A 17,076-nucleotide genomic window follows, 5' to 3' on the forward strand; every position below is an offset into this window, starting at 1 on the left:
CGATGACGGTGTCGGGTTGGAAGGCGAACCAGACGAACCAGAAGGTGTCGTCGCGTGAGACGGGCGGCAACTTCGTGCCGGTGAGCTCGCCGTCGATCGCTTCTCCGAGCAGGTTCCAGGTCGACCCGGTCTCCTCGTCGCGGAAGGTGCCTTCGTCCTGGTCGAGTGGTGTGAACTTCAGTTCGGTCCCGTCCTCGAGGACGGGGACGAAGGCGGCGGTCGAGCCGACGTCGCGACCGCCGTCGACCGTGGCGCTATCGAGGGCGCTCGCCTGGCCCGGTGCCCACCACACCGTCACCGGGCGGCCGTCCACGTCCACTTCGACCACGCCCTCCTGGCTGAGGCGATCGAGCGGGATGGCGACCGGGTCGCGGTCGGTGCCGAGACCGACCACGCGCGAGTTCGGCGGGAGCCGGTCGTCGCGGTCACCTTGGAACAGGAACTGGTCCCCGCGGTCCTCGTAGCCGGTGTAGGGGTTGCGGCCGTAGTCGCGGCCCGGCTCGCTGTCGCGGGACAGCACGACACCGTCGGGCACGGCCGCCTTGAACTCGTCCCACGCCAGCAGGCTGGTGGGCACGCGCTCGAGTTCGGTACCGACGAAACTCTCGCCGACGACGGCTCTGCCGGTGAACTGGGTCCACAGGGTCTTGCTCTGCCGGTCGTACATCACCAGGTTGGCCTGGAACAGCCGGCCGGAGGTGCCGAAGTCGAGCACCTGACCGTCGACGGTCCGCTCGAACGCGAGCCCGGAGTTGCACAGCGGGCAGTAGGTGACCACCAGCGGCTCGCCGCCGACCACGTCGTTGACGATCTCGTGCTGGGTCAGGATCGCCAGCGGGTACGCGCGCCGGTCCTCACCGACCTCGACAACCATCACCGGGCTCTGCGGCTCGAGCCACTCGTCGGCGATCGCGACGTCGTCGAAGCACGGCTCGTCGATCGGACGGATGCCATCCGGCGGCGGTCCGCCGCTGATGACCTGGCTGAAGTCGAACCCGTCGAGCACCACCGGATCCGGCCGGTCCCAGGGGAACGCGACGTCGTCGTGGGACGCGTTCTGCACGTCACCGTTCTCGAACTCTGCCAGCGGCACGCAACCGCGGTGCTCGTCGCCGCCTGAAGTGGGTGCCGTCGCGCCCGTGTCCTCGGAGGTGGCTCCGCCGCAGGCGGCGGCGACGAGGGCGATGGCCGCGCTCGCGACGGTGAGATGGGTCGTCCTGGGCATCTCGTCCTCCTCGTGGACGTGCCGACCGGTCCGGTGGTGACCGCTCAGATGAAGGTCTGGGGGACCGAGGGAACCCTGCGACTTCGCGCGGTCTTCCGTGCACTTGCCGAACGTCTCAAGCGGCGGGGCGTGCTGTGCGACGGCGGTGCTCGGCGGGCGGCACCCCGAACGCGTCCCGGAATGTCCGTGAGAAGTGGCTACGGCTCGCGAAACCCGTTCGATGGGCGATGGTCGCGATGTCGAGTGTCGTCTTGCTGAGCAGCTCGGCCGCCCGCTCGAGCCGGACCTCGCGCACGAAGGCCATGGGCGTTCGCCCGAACGTGGTCACGAACCGTTCAGCGAAAGCTGAGCGGCCGAGGTGCGCGAGCCGGGCCAGGGACTCCACGCTGTGCGGATCGCCTGGGGCGCGCAGCACGGCAGCGACGACCTCCGCCATCGTCCGATCCTGCGTCGTCTGTGCCCAGAGCGGCACGTCGGCGCGCTCCTCGACGAGCCGCCGGAGCAGAAGGACCAGGCACTGGGTCATCGAGGCGCGGAGCATGGCGGCCTGTCCCAGCGCCTGCCCGGTGCTCTCCTCCAGGAGCCGTTGGAACAGCTGTGCCATGGCCTCGGAGCCGGTGAAGTCGACCGCGATCGGCCGGTCGAGGACACCGAACAACGCCAGCCGCCGCCCGTAGGTGGCATCCACACGGCCACAGGCAACGAGCAGTTCGCGGTCGCCGTCGATCCCGGCCACATGCTCGGGCAGACCCGCGCCGTCGGCCTCCGCCGGTCCCGGTCTGACCTCCTGCAGGGGCACCGGTGGCACCTCGAGCGTGTGAGCTCGCTGGTCGGGAACGACCACCAGGGTGTAGGGGCGGAGCGCCAACTGATGCCCACCCAGGAGCCGCAAGCTCCCGTGACCGGACAGGACGAAGTGCAGGGTCGCTCCCTCGCCCTCGTTCAGACGGAGGCGCCAGCCCGATGAGACCACGCACCTGGCGAACGGCTCGACGTCCAGCGTCAGATCCTCGAGCAACCGGTCGATCATCGGCCGTCCCTTCGGTCGGGGCCGTACGGATGAACCCGCACAGCCGCCGGACGCTTCCACACGTCCGGCGGCGCACGGTGATGGGGCACCCGGAGCGACCGGGCCGCACCGACAGGAGGCATGACCGTGGAGATCTCCACCGCCGACACCGCGCTGGTCGTCACCGATCCACAGAACGACTTCCTCAGCCCGGACGGGGCCACCTGGGAGCTCGTGGGGGAGAGCGTGGAAGAGCACCGCACCGTCGAACACCTCGAGCAGCTGTTCCGGGCCGCGCAGGACGGCGACCTCCCGGTGTTCATCTCGCCGCACTACTACTACCCGAGCGACCACCAGTGGCAGTTCGGGGGCACGCTCGAGACGATGATGCACGAGATCGGCATGTTCGACCGCGCCGGCACGCTCACGCTGGACGGCTTCGAGGGCTCGGGGGCCGACTGGCTCGAGAGCTTCAAGCCCTTCCTCACCGACGGACGGACCGTCATCACCAGCCCGCACAAGGTCTACGGACCGGAGAGCAACGACCTCGCGCTCCAGCTGCGCAAGCGCGGCGTCCGGCGGGTCCTGCTGGCGGGGATGTCGGCCAACCTCTGCGTCGAGTCCCACCTCCGTGAGCTCACCGAGCAGGGGTTCGAGGTGTCGGTCATCGGGGACGCCACGGCAGCCGCCAAGCACCCCGAGCTGGGGGACGGCTACGCCGCCGCGCTGACCAACTTCCGCTACATCGCCAGCGACGTCGTAACGACCGACGACGTGGTCAAGGCACTGCGCTCGGCGTGAGACCGGGCTGGCCACACGGCTCCACCTGGCCGTTCGGGTGGAAGGTCGGCCCAGGTCGACGCGTTCCCTCCCCTCGCCGGTCCAGCACTTCCGGCCCGCTACCCAACGTCCGACCAACCCAGGAGAAGCCCGTGGCAAGAGTCCCGATCCATGACATCGACAGTGCCCCAGAAGCCAGCAAGGAGGCCTTGGAGCGGCAGTCGAAGCGTGTCGGCAAAACCATCAACATCTTCGGTGCGATGGCGCACTCACCGGCCGTGATGGGTCTCTACGACGCCGCTGAGGAGCTGCTCGGGGAGCGCTCGAACCTGGACCGCCGCACGCGTGAGGCGATCCACCTGACCATCGCGAACGTCAACCAGTGCGACTACTGCCAAGCCGCCTACACCGGCTCGGCGAAGGCGCAGGGGTTCAGCGAGGAGCAGACCGTCCAGATCCGCAAGGGCGCGGTCGACGAGGACGACAAGCTCACCGCGCTGCTCGCACTCGCACGCGAACTGGCCGAACACAAGGGCGAGGTCGCCGACGACACCTGGCAGGCCGCGCTCGACGCCGGCTGGTCGGACGTCGAACTGCTCGATGCCTACGCCGACGTCGTCCGCACCGTGCTCACCAACTGGTTCAACCACCTGGTCGGTACCGAGCTCGATCTACCGGCCGCACCCGCTCTCGACTGAGTGCGAGACCTCCTCGGGGCTCCCAGCCCCGAGGAGCTCGCGGCAGCAGCTGGATCAGCTGCTGGTTCTCGGCGTGCGTGAAGACCTACGGCTCCGGCGTCCGAAGTTGGACTGCGGACGCCTGCCCGCACCTCGCATCGGCCGCGCCACGGACAGCCCCGCCAGGGAAGCGATGGCGACCGATCCGGGTTCCTCTGCAACCACAGAGATCACGGACCGAGTGCAGGAGCTCCCATGACATCGGACACGGTCACGTCGGACTACCGGTACGAGCGCTTCCAGTTACGCCACATGCTGGCCGACCTGCGTTTCGATCCGCGCAGTCCCCGTCCTGGTGACCTGGTCCCCGAGCTACGCCTGTCGACGGTCGAACCTGGTGGTTCCCTGGATCTCGGTGGGTTCGATGGGCCGTATCTCCTCGTGTTCGGCTCGAACACCTGCCCCATGACCGCCGCTGCAGCCAGTCCACTCCAGCGGCTCCAGGACGAGTTCGGGGACCGCGTCCCGTTCGTCTTCGTGCAGGTCCGCGAAGCGCACCCCGGCGGTCGTCTCGGCCAGGCTTAAACTCTGGACGAGAAGGTGGACCAGGCGCGCCACCTTCACGAGCAGCTCGGGGGAGGGTTCACCGTTGCGGTCGACGACCTGGACGGCAGCTTGCACACCGCCCTCGATCCCAAGCCGAACGCGGCCTACCTCGTCGGCTCCGACGGCCGACTCCTCTTCCGTTCCATCTGGGCGAGCGACGAGCGGGGCCTCCACGCCGCGATCGCGTCCGTCGCTGCAGGGCTTCCGCCACGCCGCTCGGAGAGCCGCCGGATGGTGGGGCCCCTGCTCGCCTCCATGGGGTACATCGACGGCGTCCTCCGCGTGGCGGGCCCGGGGGCTGCACGGGACCTCGCGCGCGCTGCGCCGCCGATGCTGGTCGCCGGGAAGGTCGCGTCGCTGTTCGGCTGGCTCCCACGCGATCGTCGTGGCCACGCCGTGGCAACGTCGGTCGGGCTGCTCGTCGTGCTCGCCGGCTGGCTTCTCCTGGGCTGACCGGAGCCGACGGGCCGTGCCGTCGACCAGGATCCTCACCATCTACTTCAACCACCTGGTCGGCACCGATCTGGACCTCCCCTCGACGCCTACGCCCGACTCGATCCCGCCCGGTCACACCGAGGAGCACACGATGGCGCTCACCGTCGGCACCGGCCCCTTCGGTCGTGCCCCCGCGGGCGCGTTCAACTTCACCTACGACGCGCCCGCGCACGTCCTCTACCCCGAGGACAGTCCGCGCCGTGTCCGGGTCGTGGTCGCTGGCGAGACGGTCGCGCAGAGCTCGCGGGTGAAGCTGCTCCACGAGACCGGTCTGATGCCGGTCTACTACTTCCCCGAGGAGGAGCCCCGTCGATGTGTCGGTCCTCGGCCGAGCTCCAGACGACGGTTCGGGGACCGCCCCGTGTCGGGCCCCGGGGAGGCGGCCCCGACGCGGGGTCGTCGGAGCCGCCTGCCACCTCCACCGCCGCGGGACCGCGACAGTGCCCGGCTCGCACGAACGGGTGCGAGAGGTGGCGATGAAGCCGACGCCGGAGGTCGCGCCGGCGCCTCGTACCGAAGGAACACCTCTCGCCGCCAGCACCTTCCCTGTCCCTCAGGTTGCTGCGTCCGCGGGCGCGCGGGCTGAGCGTGTCGGCCACGGTCGGATCAACGATGCCTCCGACGCAACCATCGCGGTCACCCTGTCGTGGGTACGCGGTCGGGCCGACGGGCCGGACCGCGGCATCCGGTGGGAGGGATGACGGACGGACCGAGCCGGGTTACCGCTGGAGACGCCAACGACAGGGATCGAAGATGAGCGACGAGTTCGACGTGATCGTGATCGGCGGTGGCCCAGCTGGCGAGAACGCCGCCTGGTACGCACGGGACAACGGCCTGGAGGTCGCGCTCGTCGAGCGTGAGTTGGTCGGTGGGGAGTGCTCCTACTGGGCGTGCATGCCGTCCAAGGCGCTGCTGCGACCGGGTGAGGCCCTCGCTGCGGTTCGTCGGGTTCCCGGTGCTGCCCCGGCGGTGACCGGGGACGTGGACGTCGCCGCGACGCTGCGGTCGCGCGACTCGTTCTCCTCCAACTGGGACGACAAGTATCAGGTCCAGTGGGTGGAGAGCACGGGTACCACGCTCGTCCGCGGGCAGGGGAGGCTCGCTGGCGACCGCACGGTGGAGGTGACCACCGAGGACGGCACGGTCCGCACGCTCACCGCCCGTCGCGGGGTCGTCGTCGCCACCGGGAGCTCGGCAGCGATCCCCCCGGTCGAGGGGCTGCGTGACATCTCGGTGTGGGACAGCCGCGACATCACGACCGCGAAGGAGGTTCCGGCGCGGCTGCTGGTCCTCGGCGGGGGCGTGGTCGGCGTCGAGATGGCCCAGGCCTTCCGTCGGCTCGGCGCCGAGGAGGTCACCGTCGTCGAGATGGCAGACCGGCTGCTCGCCACCGAGGAGCCGTTCGTCGGCGCCCAGCTGAGGGACGCGTTCGAGGCGGAGGGCATCACGGTCCACGTCGACGCCGAGGCGGTCCGTGCCGAACGCGACGGTGACGGTCCGGTCACCTTGACGCTCGCCGACGGGACCGAACTCGTCGCCGACGAGCTCGTGGTGGCGACCGGCCGCAGGCCCAACACCGGTGACCTCGGTCTCGAGACGGTCGGACTCGAACCCGGCCGTTCCATCGCGACCGACGATCAGCTGCGGGCCACCGGGGTGGATGGCGGGTGGTTGTACGCGGTCGGCGATGTCAACGGCCGCGCGCTGCTGACCCACCACGGCAAGTACCAGGCGCGCCTGGTCGGTGACCACCTCGCCGGCGAACAGGTCGAGGCGCGGGCCGATCACCAGGCTGTGGTCCGGGTGGTGTTCACCGATCCGCAGGTCGCGGCGGTCGGTCTGACCCTCGCGGCCGCCCGGGAGCAGGGCCTGGACGTCGAAGCCCTCACCTACGGTGTGGGCGACGTCGCCGGCGCCGCGCTGCTGGGCAAGGGCGTGTCCGGGACCGCCCAACTGGTCGTCGACCGCATGGACCGCGAGGCCCGCACCATCGTCGGGGCGACCTTCACCGGCCCAGGGGTCGGCGAGATGATCCACGCCGCGACGATCGCGATCGTGTCCGGCATCACCCTGGACCAGCTCTGGCACGCCGTGCCCGCGTTCCCGACCATCAGCGAGGTGTGGCTCCGGCTGCTGGAGGCCGACCGCGGCATCTCGTGACGGACTGGGCGGCGGGGCTGCCTCGACCGTGAACCGCGGGGCTCGACCGGGACGGACGGTTCCACGGCTCGGGCGGGTTCCTCTGGCAACGAGTCGAACAGGAGTCTCGCATGACGTCCGTGGTCCGCAAGCTCACAACCGGGGTGGTCGCAGGTGCCCTCGGCACCCTGGCGATGGACCTGGTCTGGTACCGCCGCTACCGCCGCGGCGGTGGTGAGGACACGTTCGCCGGGTGGGAGTTCGCCACCTCGACGAGCTCCTTCGACGAGGCGTCGGCCCCTGGCCAGGTCGGCCACAAGCTCGCCTCGACCCTCGGGGTCACGCTGCCCGACCATACGGCGGGCCTGACCACCAACGTGATGCACTGGCTGGCCGGCGTGGGCTACGGCGCGGCGCACGGCCTCGTGTTCCCGCGCCGTGGTCCGGTGGTCGGGGGCCTCGCGACCGGCGTCGGTGCGTTCGCCAACAGCTACGCGACGCTGGGCGCGATGGGCGTCTACCAACCGATCTGGGAGTACGACACGCAGGTGCTCGCCAAGGACCTCTCCGCACACCTGCTCTTCGGGCTCGTGGCCGGTGCGGCCTTCCGAGCCCTGCAGGGCAGATGACCGGGCCGGTCAGGGCATCCACCCTCACGCTCAGTCCGACCCGCCGGCACGGGTGTGGATCTCGATCTGTCCGCTGAGCGTGCGGTGGACCGGGCAGCGGTCGGCGATGGCGAGCAGGCGGGTCCGTGCCACCGGATCCAGCTCACCGTCCAAGGTCACGGTGCGGGTGAAGCGCTCGATCCGTCCCTCGGTGTGTTCGCAGGTGGCGCAGTCGTCAGCGTGCACCCGGTCGTAGCGGACCTCGGTGGCTACCGCCTCCAGCGGCAAGCCCTCGCGGTCGGCGTACATCCGCAACGTCATCGACGTGCAGGAAGCGAGCGCGGCAGCGAGGTAGTCGTACGGGGTGGGGCCGGTCTCGCCACCGCCGACCGAGGAGGGTTCGTCGGCGAGGAGCCGGAACCCGCGCGTGGAGATCTCGGTCGTCAACCCCGCGGCCGTACGCGCGGACGTGGTGTCGTCGTCGTAGGTGCCGGGCGGTCGGGACGGCTGGACGGCTGCGCCGAGGCTAGGGACGGCCGGCAGGTAGCGGCCGGCCCAGGACGCGATCACCTCGGCCACGTAGCTCGCGTCGGCCTCGTCGCGCAACAGGTGATCGGCATCCGCGAGCGAGACGAAGCTCTTGGGGTGGCGTGCTGCTTCGAACAGCCTCCGGGCGTTGTCGACGCCGACGGTGTCGTCCATCGGGGCGTGCAGGAACAGCAACGCCACGTCCAACGACCGCACGGTCTCGGTGAGGTGATGCTCGGTGAGGTCGTTGACGAAGGCCGCGGAGATCGTGAACGGACGCCCGGCGAGGGACACGGTCGCCTGTCCGTCCGCCCGGATCGTCTCGACGTCGTCGAAGAGGTGGCGCACGTGCGAGACATCCGCGGGGGCGCCGATGGTGGCTACGGCCTCGATGCCAGGCAGCCGCGCCGCGGCCATGAGGACGGCGGCCCCGCCCAACGAGTGGCCGACGAGCAGGCTGGGCGGCTGCATGGTGTCGGTCAGGTGTCGCGCGGCAGCGACGAGGTCGTCGACGTCGGAACTGAACGTGGTGGCCGCGAAGTCACCCTCGCTCGAGCCGAGGCCGGCGAAGTCGTAGGACAGGACGGCGATGCCTCGGTCGGCCAGCGCCCGGCTCACCCTGCGCGCGGCGCGAAGATCCTTCGAGCACGTGAAGCAGTGGGCGAACACGGCCGTCGCGAGGGTCGGACCGTCGGGGTGTTCCACCCGTCCCGACAGCTGTTCGTCACGATCGTTGGTGAAGGAGCAGGTCGTCGTCCTCGGCATGATGATCCTCGCTGGAGTGGCCTCGGGAGAACCCGAGGTGGCTGGGGACTGTTCCGTCGATGGTCGCCGCGACGGGCCGTCGAGGGAAGGGTTCCGTCGATACGGGTGTTCCCCCACCGACCATCGGACCCCGTGAGGTGCCCCATGACCACGACCGCTGCTGCGATCCCCGGTGGGGCCGCGCCCGCGCTCGACCTCCCCACCCTGACCGGAGGGCGGATCGTGTCGACAGGCTGGTACGGCCACCCGGTCCTCGTGTCCTTCCTGCGCCACGCCGGCTGACTGATCTGTCGAGCGCACCTCGTGAAGGTGCGGCAACGGTGGGACCGTTGGGAGGCCATCGGTGCGGTGGCCGTGTTCGTCGTGTTCGACGACCCGGAGCTGCTACGGCGGACCATGTTCGCCGACATCGACGTGGACGACCTTCCCTTCGAGGTCGCGGTCGACCGAGCACGGACCAGCTACCGAGCCTGGGGCCTTCACCGCGCCCGACGCCGGGACATCTGGCTGGACCCGGCGGTCTACCGGACCTACTGGCGGCTGCTGCGCGCGGGCGACCGGCTCCGCGCCGGTGGGTCCGACTCCCTCCAGCTCGGCGGGGACTTCGTGCTGGACCGTGCGGGGCGGATCGCCTACGCCCGGCCGCAGGTACGGGACGACCGTCCGCCGGTTGCGGAGCTGCTGGCAGCGGCGAAGCGGGTCGGCCCCTGAGGCGAGCCGAGGTCACCGGTGCGAGGCCGGCGCGGGAAGTCGCGGGTCACCCCGCAGGTTGCCAGCAGGGTGTCGCCGACCGACCGGGATCCGCCGGAACGGTCCGACGGCACTCCAGCGACAGGGACGACGGTGAGCGACGCGGTGCCGGACGGGTACTCCACGTTCCCCCAGGCTGATCTACCCGACCTCACCACCGAGCAGATGCGCGAGGTCGACCGGATCATGGTCGACGAGCTGCACATCACGCTGCTGCAGATGATGGAGAACGCCGGGCGCCACCTCGCCGAGTTGGCGATCCGCCGGTACCGGCCCGCGACGTGCACGGTGCTGGCGGGTCCCGGCGGCAACGGCGGTGGCGGGCTGGCCGCCGCCCGCCACCTCGCCAACCGCGGCGTCGGCGTCGAGGTGGTCCTGTCCGCGCCCCAGGCGATGACCGAGGCGCCGGCCCACCAGCTCGACATCCTCCGCCGCATGTCGGTGCCGGTGGTAACGGCGCCGCGGCATCCTGCCCTCGTGGTCGACGCGGTGCTCGGCTACAGCATCAGCGGCGACCCGCACGGACGTGCCGCCGAGCTGATCCGGTGGGCGAACCAACGCGAGGCGCCGGTGCTGGCGCTGGACACCCCGAGCGGGCTCGACCCGACCACGGGACGGGCCGGCACACCGTGCACCGTCGCCGACGCGACCCTGACCCTGGCGCTGCCGAAGCGTGGGCTCCGGCAGGCAACCGAGGTGGTCGGCGCGCTGTTCGCGGCCGACATCGCCGTACCGCCGTCGGTGTACGCCCGGTTCGGCATCAACGTTGCCGCCCCTTCGCGGCCGGGACGATCCTGGAGGTGCGCTGAACCGCCGTGAGTGGAAGGGAAGGAGGCCGAGGCCGGTTGGTTCAGCCGGTTGGTTCAGTAGGTGGGGGCTTCCACACGGCGAACACGCCAGACGCGGTCCCCGCCGGCTGCAGAACCGTGGCACCGTGATCGCCACCCGTGATCGCCACCACCGAAGAGGAGTACAGCCATGATCACCTTCGACCTGCTCGCCGCCCTCGTGGCCGGGCTCGCCGGCACCATCGCGATGACCGCGATGATGCGGGGCGCGACCGCGATGGGCATGACCAAGATGCCCTCCATGGCCCTGATCCAGGGCACGATGTTCACCGCCGACCGCGACAAGGCCAACCGGATCGGGTTCCTCACACACGTCGTGATGATGGGCACGATCGTGTTCGGGATCGGCTACGCCGCGCTGTTCACGGCCTTCGACGACGTGAGCCTGCTGACCGGGGCGCTCGTCGGGCTCGGCCACGGCATCGTCGCAGGTCTGGCGATGGCGATGATGGGCTCGATGCACCCCCGGATGATCGCTCCCACACCCACCACGCAGGCGCAGGGCGACGTGCTGATCCTCGCCGGCGGTGAGACGACCCTCATCGAACCCGGCCTCTTCGCGTGGAACTACGGACCCATGACCCCCGTCGGACTCGTGATGGGGCACGTCGTCTTCGGCGCGGTCGTCGCACTCGTCTACACCGCGATCGCCTGACGCCGACGGCCCTGACCGACCGATGAGGAGCCTGCAGGAGGAAGAGCTGTGGTCGCACCACCGTGCAGGCCGGACGGGCTGACTGGATCGTTGACGCCGATGGGCTCGAGGTGATGTCGACGGGCCGATCGCTGCGTCGTGGCGGCCCCCGGCGGTCGTTGGTGTGGGTCTTCGCGGTCCGCTCGGCGATCGTCTTCGTGCTGGTGGGTGTGGTGCTGCACTTCCTCGTCCAGCGCCTGGTCGAGGGACAGTTCCACGACCATGCGGAGTTCCACGCGGTCTTCGTGACGGACGCCGTGCTGCGGCCGATGCTGTTGGACGCGGACCTGTCGGGTCAGGCACCCCGAGCTGACCGGGTCGAGCTGGCGCGCAAGCTCCAGCGCTACGTGATCGATCTCGACGATGCCGTCTACCACGTGGTCGTCTGGGACCCCGCGGGCCGCGTCGTCGCCGCCGACGATGCCGGTCTCCTCGACGGCTTTGCGGGGGGTGAGCAACAGCTCCGCACGCGGGCGACCGCGACGGGAGCGTTCAGCCTCGACGGATCCGCGCCTCACCTGGTGGATGAACCGCCCGTTGCCTCCACGCTCCGGACGTTCGTGCCCTTGGACCTCGGTGCGGAGCAGCCGCTGGTCGTCGAGGTGCACCAGGACCAGTCGCCGACTCTGGCGGCATCGCGTGCGTTCAGCCGGACGCTCGACGCCGGCCTCGTCGGTGGTCTCCTGCTGCTGTGGGCGCTGTCGCTGCCGATCGCACGGCGAGCTGGACGGCGACTGCACGAGCGATCGCGCACCGACGAGCTCACCGATCTGCCCAACCGGACCGCCTTGGAGGAGGGTCTGGAACACAGCCTGGCCCGTCTCGAGCGCAACGACGGCTGCGTCGCGATCCTGTTCGTCGACCTCGACGGGTTCAAGGTCGTCAACGACACGTTCGGTCACGCTGGTGGCGATCAGGTCCTGCGCCAGATCGCCCGACGTCTGCACGCATGCACCCGCACCCGGACGGCCGACACCGTCTCCCGGTTCGCCGGCGACGAGTTCGTCGTGATCCTGGAGGACACCGACCACCTGCTGGCCGAACAGGTGGCGCGCCGCATCCTCCACGAGATCGAACGGCCCCTGGAGGGCAGGGGCGACCTCGGCCTGTCGGCCAGCATCGGCATGGCGGCGACCAGCGATGCCGTGCTGGATGGCGATGTCCTGCTGCGAGAGGCCGACGCGGCGATGTACCACGTCAAGAGCGGTGGCGGGAACGGCTACCGCGTCTTCGACGCCGCCCTGCGGGAGCAGGTATCGCGCCGGAGCCAGGTCGAGAACCAGCGACGTGGCGCCATCGAGCGCGGCGAACTGCACCTGCACTTCCAGCCCTTCGTGCCGCTGGCCGAGCACGGGGACGACCTGGTGGCGGTAGAAGCGCTGCTCCGCTGGACCCACCCCGAGCTCGGCCGCGTCGGCCCGGACGAGTTCATCCCCCTCGCGGAGCGCAACGGCACGGTCGAACAGCTCGGGGCGTGGGTCCTGCACGAGGTGTGTCAGCTGCTAGCCGATTGGCAGCGTGAGCTGCCCGCCGATCGAAAGTTCACCGTGTTCGTCAACCTCTCGGCCCAGCAGCTCAACGATCGGCTGCTGGAGATGGTCGACCGGTGCCTCGAGGGAACAGGCGCGGATCCCGCCCGCCTCGGGTTCGAGATCACCGAAACCGCCGTGTTGGCCGCGGACGACGCGGCCGTGGTCGACCTACTGTGTCAGCTGCGTGCGCGGGGCTGTCGGATCGCCCTGGACGACTTCGGTACGGGCTACTCGTCGATGTCACGTCTGCGGACCACGCCGCTGGACCTGCTCAAGCTGGACGGCTCCTTCGTCGACCGGCGCGGTGCCGACGGCCGCGAACAGGCGATCCTGACCGCCGTGTCCGGCCTGGCCCGGGAGATGGGCATCCAGGTCCTGGCCGAGGGGATCGAGACCCACGAACAGCTGGCTGCCGTCACGGCTCTGGGCTTCGATCTGGCCCAGGGCTACCTCCTGGCCCGTCCGGCTCCTCCCGAGGAGGTCCGCACCTGGCTGGCGGGTGGCCTGCCGCTCCCACAGGAGCCGATGTCGAGTCCCATCGGCTGATCCGTCCTGCATGCGGCGGGCAGGGGGGTCGCGGCTCAGTGCGGCGGCGGGAACCCGAACCGTTCTCCATCGGCCCAGCGGGACGGCTGGTTGCCGAAGGGCGGGATGCCGCCGGCGTCCTTCAGTAAGCGTGCGAGGTGGAGCAGGTTCCACGTCATGATCGTGGTCTGGCGGTTGGTGAAGTTGGAGTCGAACCCGACGGGAACGCCGCCGTCCTCGGGCTCGTCGCCGTAGCTCGCCCCGGGGCCGACCGGTCCGATCCAACCGGCGTCGACCTGCGGGGGGATGGTGTAGCCGACGTGCTGCAGAGCGAACAGCAACGTCATCGCGCAGTGCTTGATCCCGTCCTCGTTGCCGGTGACGATGGTGCCGCCGACGCGGCCGTAGAAGTCGTACTGCCCCCGGTCGTTGAGCTCACCGGAGTAGGCGTAGAGCCGTTCGACGACCTGGGTGCACACCGACGACGGGCTCCCGAGCCAGATCGGGGTGCCGAGGACGAGGATGTCCGCCGCGAGGACCTGCTCGAGAAGGCCCGGCCAGTCGTCACGCTCGAACGGCCCGTCCTCGGTCATGTCGACCTGCACCCCGGGGGGCAGCTGGTGGTCGACGGCGCGGATCACGTCGACCTCGACGCCGACCTGCTCGAGGATCGCGATCGAGCGGTCCATCAACGTCTGTGTGTGCGACGACTGCGGAGACGGTTTGAGCGTGCAGTTGATGTAGACGGCCCGCAGGTCGTCGTAACGGGCGGGAGCGTCGTCGGGCAGCGTTGTCATCGGGCGGGCCTGTTCCTTGTCGCGCTGACGGGTGGTCGGGTGGTCAGGCGTCAGCGCAGGGGGTCGAGGAGGGCATCGAACCCTCCTTCGCGCTGGCCGACACCGAAGAACTCCTTGACCTTGGCCTCGGCGAAGCCCAGCGCCTGGGCGAGCTCGATGCGCGGGGGGATGATGAGCTCGTCGGGGTCGACGAGCACGTCCACGACGGTTGGACGGGCCGACGTGTACGCCTGTCGCAGCGCGGGCTCGAGGTCGCCCGGATCCTCGACCAGGATGCCCTCCGCGCCGAACGCCTCGCCGATGGCGGCCAGGTCGCAGGCGGGGAGGCTGGTCTGCTGGTCCGCGAAGCCCTCCGCCTCCTCCTCGACGGTGATCAGGCCCAGCTTGCGGTTGTCGAACACGACGACCGTGATCGGCAGCTCGAGCTCGACCGCGGTGATGAGGTCGCTGGGAAGCATCGTGAACGAGCCGTCGCCGACCATCGCGACGACCTGCCGGTCGGGGAAGGTGAGCTGCGCGCCGATCGCCGCGGGCAGGCCGAACGCCATGCTCGCGAGGTTGCCTGAGAGAGTGAGCTGCTGGCCGTCGCGGATCGCGAGGTGGCGGGCGACGAAGGCGGTGACCGTGCCCGTGTCCAGGGTGACGATGGCATCGTCGGTGAGCAGCGACCCGGCGACTGCGGCCAGGTGCTCCGGCTTGATCGGGCGGGAGACGTTGGTCTCGAGGTGGCGCATCCACCGCCGCCACCGATGCATGTCCTGCTGGGCATCCTCGAGGAACGACCGGTCCTCGCGTCGCTCGATCCGCTCCAGCAGGGCCGTCAACGTCGGCTTGGCATGCCCCACCAGCGGCACCTGCACCGGGTAGCGCCGCCCGATCCTCCCCCGGGCGAGGTCGAGCTGGATCGCAGGGACCCCGTCGGGGTAGAAGTCGCGGTACGGGAAGTCGGTGCCGAGCATCACCAGCAGGTCACAGCCCGACATGGCGTTGACGGCCGCGCGGGTGCCCAGGAGCCCCAGCCCACCGACGGTCAGCGGGTGGTCGTCGGCGAACAGGTCCTTGCCGCGCAGGGTCTTGATGATCGGCGCACCCAGTCGGTCGGCGAACTCGAGGAGCTCAGGGACCGCATCCCGAACGCCGATGCCGGCCAGGACCACCGGCGCCTCAGCACCCTCCAGCAGCCGCAGCGCGCCGGCGAGGTCCTCGTCGGCCGGCACGGTCCGCGGCTCCCGTCGGACCACGACGCCGTGGTCCATAGTGGCGACGTCCTGCTGCGCGATGTTCGCAGGGAGCGCGAGGTGTGCGACACCGGGGGTGGACAGCGCGGCCTGGCAGGCCTCGACCGCCAGCACCGGCAGCTGGCCGGGATGCACGATCCGCTGGCTGAAGACCGCCACGTCGGCGAACAGCGCCGGCTGATCGATCGACTGGTGCGCGTCGGTGCCGAGAAGACCGGTCTCGGTCTCGCCCGTTATCGCGATCACCGGCGCGTGGTCCTTCGCCGCGTCGTACAGACCGTTCAGCAGATGGACCGCGCCAGGACCGGAAGTACCCACCACCGCCGCGAGACGACCGTCGAGCTTCGCCTGCGCGCTCGCGGCGAACGCCCCAGCCTCCTCGTGCCGGACATGCACGAACGTCAGACGATCCGACCTGCGTATGCCGTCCACGATCGCGTTCACCGCGTCTCCGGGGACCCCGAAGACGTGGCGAACGCCGGCGTCGGCCAGCACGTCGAGGAGGGCGTCGGTCACCGTGCTCATGCTGATCCTCGGATCGGTCCCGGCGAGCGAACCGGAAGGTCAGGATCGGCGCCCGGGACCGGGTACCGCCCTTCGACCACGGAAGGGTAGGGATGTCGTCGGGGGAGGCGAGGGTTCACCCGAGTCAGCCGCGGTCACCTCGGTCGGTGAGAACGCGGTAGGCGACCCGGGTCGCGGCACCGAAGGCCACGTGGGCCGTGAGGTCCTCGGTGAGGGTCTCCCGGTCGTAGTCCCAGATGGGGTCGTAGATGCCCATCGCCCCCAGGGTGGCGTAGCTGTTGGCGAACGCGCCGGCACCGGTCGTGAGACCCGCTCGAGCGAGACCGCGACCGTCCTGCAGGAGTGCGTGGCCGATGCCGTACCCCACTCCCGTGAGCCAGTGCATCACGCTGCTCGTGCGACCCGCTACCTCGTCGGCGAGCTCGATGCCAACCGCATCGGCGAGCCTCCGGCCGACCTTCCCGGGGGCGGCCGCTTCGTCGAACGACGTCGTCGACGTCGCGAACTCCCAGGCCGCGAACGTGTCCTCGCCGCCGCCCTGTCGGTACCGGGAGAACCAGACCAGATCCATCACCAGCGTGCTGAACGCTCCTGCGAGAGCGCCCTTCGCGATCTCACTCGACCACCCCATCGCTGCTCCTTCAAGCGTCGCACTGGATCCGAGGAGAGGATCAGGTCTACGGGTGCTTCCGTCCGTCCGACCACCCGTCCCCATGGGCCGGGGCGAGCGAGCGGCGCCGGCTCTTCAGGCCGCCGGGGTGCCTACAGGGAGGCCCGCCGGGCGGTCTTCCACGGAGGCGCCCGTTACGCGAGCCCGATGGAATATCGGCACGCAAGAGCGGGTTCTCGTTCTCCCCGACCGCGCCTAGAGCGGCGGCACACCGGGCGATGCGCGTTCGCTCAGAGATGCGCGCGAGCGGGTGGAGGCTCCCTTGGACCGCGAGACACGGACGAGCTCGTATCAGCTCCCTGCCGGGGCAGCGCAGGAGCAGAGGTCGGGAAGGGCTGGCAACGTCCTCGTCCGGTTGATGAGCCCGGCCTTCCGGTTGGCGGTCCTGGTGCCGGTCGTCGCCGTGGCGGTCGTGTTCGCGGGACGGGTCGACGGGCTGGGCGTGGAGGCCCTGCGCGAGCTCTTCGAAGGGTTCGGTGTGGCCGGTCCGTTCGTGTTCGCCGCGGTGTACGCCGTCGCTGCGACGTTGCTGCTGCCTGCGGCACCCTTCACCATCGGGGCTGGGCTGCTGTTCGGCCCCGTGGTGGGGACCGCCACCGCCCTGGTCGGAGCGACGATCGGGGCGACCGGGGCGTTCCTGCTCGGCCGCGTGCTCGGCCGCGGGG

General features: G+C 70.4%; 18 protein-coding genes and 1 pseudogene. 13 read left to right on the forward strand and 6 right to left on the reverse strand.

From position 1 onward, the window contains the following. Both WEB03_RS08735 and WEB03_RS08740 read right to left on the reverse strand, forming a co-directional pair. The coding region (locus WEB03_RS08735; protein ID WP_368070565.1) for a DUF3179 domain-containing protein at positions 1–1,225 on the reverse strand (1,225 nt) is incomplete at its 3' end. A 115-nt stretch (positions 1,226–1,340) separates the two neighbouring features. Continuing rightward, positions 1,341–2,255 carry a helix-turn-helix domain-containing protein gene (locus WEB03_RS08740; protein ID WP_368070566.1) on the reverse strand — a complete coding sequence of 305 codons (915 nt, stop codon included), beginning with the start codon at positions 2,253–2,255 and terminating at the stop codon, positions 1,341–1,343. Between the two features lie 120 nt (positions 2,256–2,375). On the opposite strand from WEB03_RS08740, the gene WEB03_RS08745 reads away from it, so the two are divergent. The 7 genes from WEB03_RS08745 to WEB03_RS08775 all read left to right on the forward strand — a co-directional run bounded on the left by WEB03_RS08745 (position 2,376) and on the right by WEB03_RS08775 (position 7,560). Further along, positions 2,376–3,035, forward strand: coding sequence for a cysteine hydrolase family protein (locus WEB03_RS08745; RefSeq protein WP_368070567.1), 660 nt, complete (start codon positions 2,376–2,378; stop codon positions 3,033–3,035). Between the two features lie 131 nt (positions 3,036–3,166). Continuing rightward, positions 3,167–3,712: a carboxymuconolactone decarboxylase family protein gene (locus WEB03_RS08750; RefSeq protein ID WP_368070568.1), complete on the forward strand. Its 546-nt coding sequence runs from the start codon at positions 3,167–3,169 to the stop codon at positions 3,710–3,712. Positions 3,713–3,946: 234 nt separating this feature from the next. Then, a complete protein-coding gene (locus WEB03_RS08755) occupies positions 3,947–4,276 on the forward strand; it encodes a deiodinase-like protein (protein WP_368070569.1) in 330 nt (109 codons plus the stop codon). A 15-nt stretch (positions 4,277–4,291) separates the two neighbouring features. Continuing rightward, positions 4,292–4,750: a hypothetical protein gene (locus WEB03_RS08760; protein WP_368070570.1), complete on the forward strand. Its 459-nt coding sequence runs from the start codon at positions 4,292–4,294 to the stop codon at positions 4,748–4,750. Between the two features lie 16 nt (positions 4,751–4,766). Continuing rightward, the gene (locus WEB03_RS08765; RefSeq protein WP_368070571.1) at positions 4,767–5,378 is read left to right on the forward strand and encodes a DUF427 domain-containing protein; all 612 of its coding nucleotides are present in this window, start codon (positions 4,767–4,769) and stop codon (positions 5,376–5,378) included. 167 nt (positions 5,379–5,545) lie between these two features. Next, the gene (locus WEB03_RS08770) at positions 5,546–6,952 is read left to right on the forward strand and encodes an NAD(P)/FAD-dependent oxidoreductase (protein WP_368070572.1); all 1,407 of its coding nucleotides are present in this window, start codon (positions 5,546–5,548) and stop codon (positions 6,950–6,952) included. Between the two features lie 110 nt (positions 6,953–7,062). Next, positions 7,063–7,560, forward strand: coding sequence for a hypothetical protein (locus WEB03_RS08775; protein ID WP_368070573.1), 498 nt, complete (start codon positions 7,063–7,065; stop codon positions 7,558–7,560). A 30-nt stretch (positions 7,561–7,590) separates the two neighbouring features. On the opposite strand, the gene WEB03_RS08780 is transcribed toward WEB03_RS08775, so the two are convergent. Continuing rightward, positions 7,591–8,832 (reverse strand): alpha/beta fold hydrolase, encoded by a 1,242-nt coding sequence (locus WEB03_RS08780; protein WP_368070574.1) that lies wholly within the window; start codon positions 8,830–8,832, stop codon positions 7,591–7,593. Positions 8,833–8,976: 144 nt separating this feature from the next. On the opposite strand from WEB03_RS08780, the gene WEB03_RS08785 reads away from it, so the two are divergent. The 5 genes from WEB03_RS08785 to WEB03_RS08805 all read left to right on the forward strand — a co-directional run bounded on the left by WEB03_RS08785 (position 8,977) and on the right by WEB03_RS08805 (position 13,202). After that, positions 8,977–9,114: a hypothetical protein gene (locus WEB03_RS08785; protein ID WP_368070575.1), complete on the forward strand. Its 138-nt coding sequence runs from the start codon at positions 8,977–8,979 to the stop codon at positions 9,112–9,114. Between the two features lie 21 nt (positions 9,115–9,135). After that, positions 9,136–9,543 carry an AhpC/TSA family protein gene (locus WEB03_RS08790; protein ID WP_368070576.1) on the forward strand — a complete coding sequence of 136 codons (408 nt, stop codon included), beginning with the start codon at positions 9,136–9,138 and terminating at the stop codon, positions 9,541–9,543. Between the two features lie 132 nt (positions 9,544–9,675). After that, complete coding sequence (locus tag WEB03_RS08795; protein WP_368070577.1) at positions 9,676–10,401, forward strand: NAD(P)H-hydrate epimerase; 726 nt, start codon at positions 9,676–9,678, stop codon at positions 10,399–10,401. Positions 10,402–10,560: 159 nt separating this feature from the next. Further along, positions 10,561–11,085: a hypothetical protein gene (locus WEB03_RS08800; RefSeq protein WP_368070578.1), complete on the forward strand. Its 525-nt coding sequence runs from the start codon at positions 10,561–10,563 to the stop codon at positions 11,083–11,085. A gap of 62 nt (positions 11,086–11,147) precedes the next feature. Next, complete coding sequence (locus tag WEB03_RS08805; protein ID WP_368070579.1) at positions 11,148–13,202, forward strand: putative bifunctional diguanylate cyclase/phosphodiesterase; 2,055 nt, start codon at positions 11,148–11,150, stop codon at positions 13,200–13,202. 35 nt (positions 13,203–13,237) lie between these two features. Here the strand turns inward: WEB03_RS08805 and WEB03_RS08810 are convergent, their stop codons facing one another. The 3 genes from WEB03_RS08810 to WEB03_RS08820 all read right to left on the reverse strand — a co-directional run bounded on the left by WEB03_RS08810 (position 13,238) and on the right by WEB03_RS08820 (position 16,372). Further along, complete coding sequence (locus WEB03_RS08810) at positions 13,238–13,978, reverse strand: flavodoxin family protein (protein WP_368070580.1); 741 nt, start codon at positions 13,976–13,978, stop codon at positions 13,238–13,240. A 50-nt stretch (positions 13,979–14,028) separates the two neighbouring features. Then, entirely contained in the window at positions 14,029–15,741 is a 1,713-nt protein-coding gene (locus WEB03_RS08815) for a thiamine pyrophosphate-dependent enzyme (RefSeq protein ID WP_368070581.1), read from the reverse strand. A gap of 124 nt (positions 15,742–15,865) precedes the next feature. Beyond that, a complete protein-coding gene (locus WEB03_RS08820) occupies positions 15,866–16,372 on the reverse strand; it encodes a hypothetical protein (RefSeq protein WP_368070582.1) in 507 nt (168 codons plus the stop codon). A 397-nt stretch (positions 16,373–16,769) separates the two neighbouring features. On the opposite strand from WEB03_RS08820, the pseudogene WEB03_RS08825 reads away from it, so the two are divergent. Then, positions 16,770–17,076 (forward strand): annotated as a pseudogene (locus WEB03_RS08825) (sulfurtransferase); the annotation flags it as partial.

Origin of the sequence: Nitriliruptor sp. (assembly GCF_040882075.1) — a bacterium.
Lineage (GTDB): Bacteria > Actinomycetota > Nitriliruptoria > Nitriliruptorales > Nitriliruptoraceae > Nitriliruptor.

Coding starts and splice junctions, on each gene's coding strand:
- WEB03_RS08740 (WP_368070566.1), bottom strand. CDS start 2,255: ATGATCGACCGGTTGCTCGAGGATCTGACGCTGGACGTCGAGCCGTTC.
- WEB03_RS08745 (WP_368070567.1), top strand. CDS start 2,376: ATGACCGTGGAGATCTCCACCGCCGACACCGCGCTGGTCGTCACCGAT.
- WEB03_RS08755 (WP_368070569.1), top strand. CDS start 3,947: ATGACATCGGACACGGTCACGTCGGACTACCGGTACGAGCGCTTCCAG.
- WEB03_RS08770 (WP_368070572.1), top strand. CDS start 5,546: ATGAGCGACGAGTTCGACGTGATCGTGATCGGCGGTGGCCCAGCTGGC.
- WEB03_RS08775 (WP_368070573.1), top strand. CDS start 7,063: ATGACGTCCGTGGTCCGCAAGCTCACAACCGGGGTGGTCGCAGGTGCC.
- WEB03_RS08780 (WP_368070574.1), bottom strand. CDS start 8,832: ATGCCGAGGACGACGACCTGCTCCTTCACCAACGATCGTGACGAACAG.
- WEB03_RS08785 (WP_368070575.1), top strand. CDS start 8,977: ATGACCACGACCGCTGCTGCGATCCCCGGTGGGGCCGCGCCCGCGCTC.
- WEB03_RS08800 (WP_368070578.1), top strand. CDS start 10,561: ATGATCACCTTCGACCTGCTCGCCGCCCTCGTGGCCGGGCTCGCCGGC.
- WEB03_RS08810 (WP_368070580.1), bottom strand. CDS start 13,978: ATGACAACGCTGCCCGACGACGCTCCCGCCCGTTACGACGACCTGCGG.
- WEB03_RS08815 (WP_368070581.1), bottom strand. CDS start 15,741: ATGAGCACGGTGACCGACGCCCTCCTCGACGTGCTGGCCGACGCCGGC.
- WEB03_RS08820 (WP_368070582.1), bottom strand. CDS start 16,372: ATGGGGTGGTCGAGTGAGATCGCGAAGGGCGCTCTCGCAGGAGCGTTC.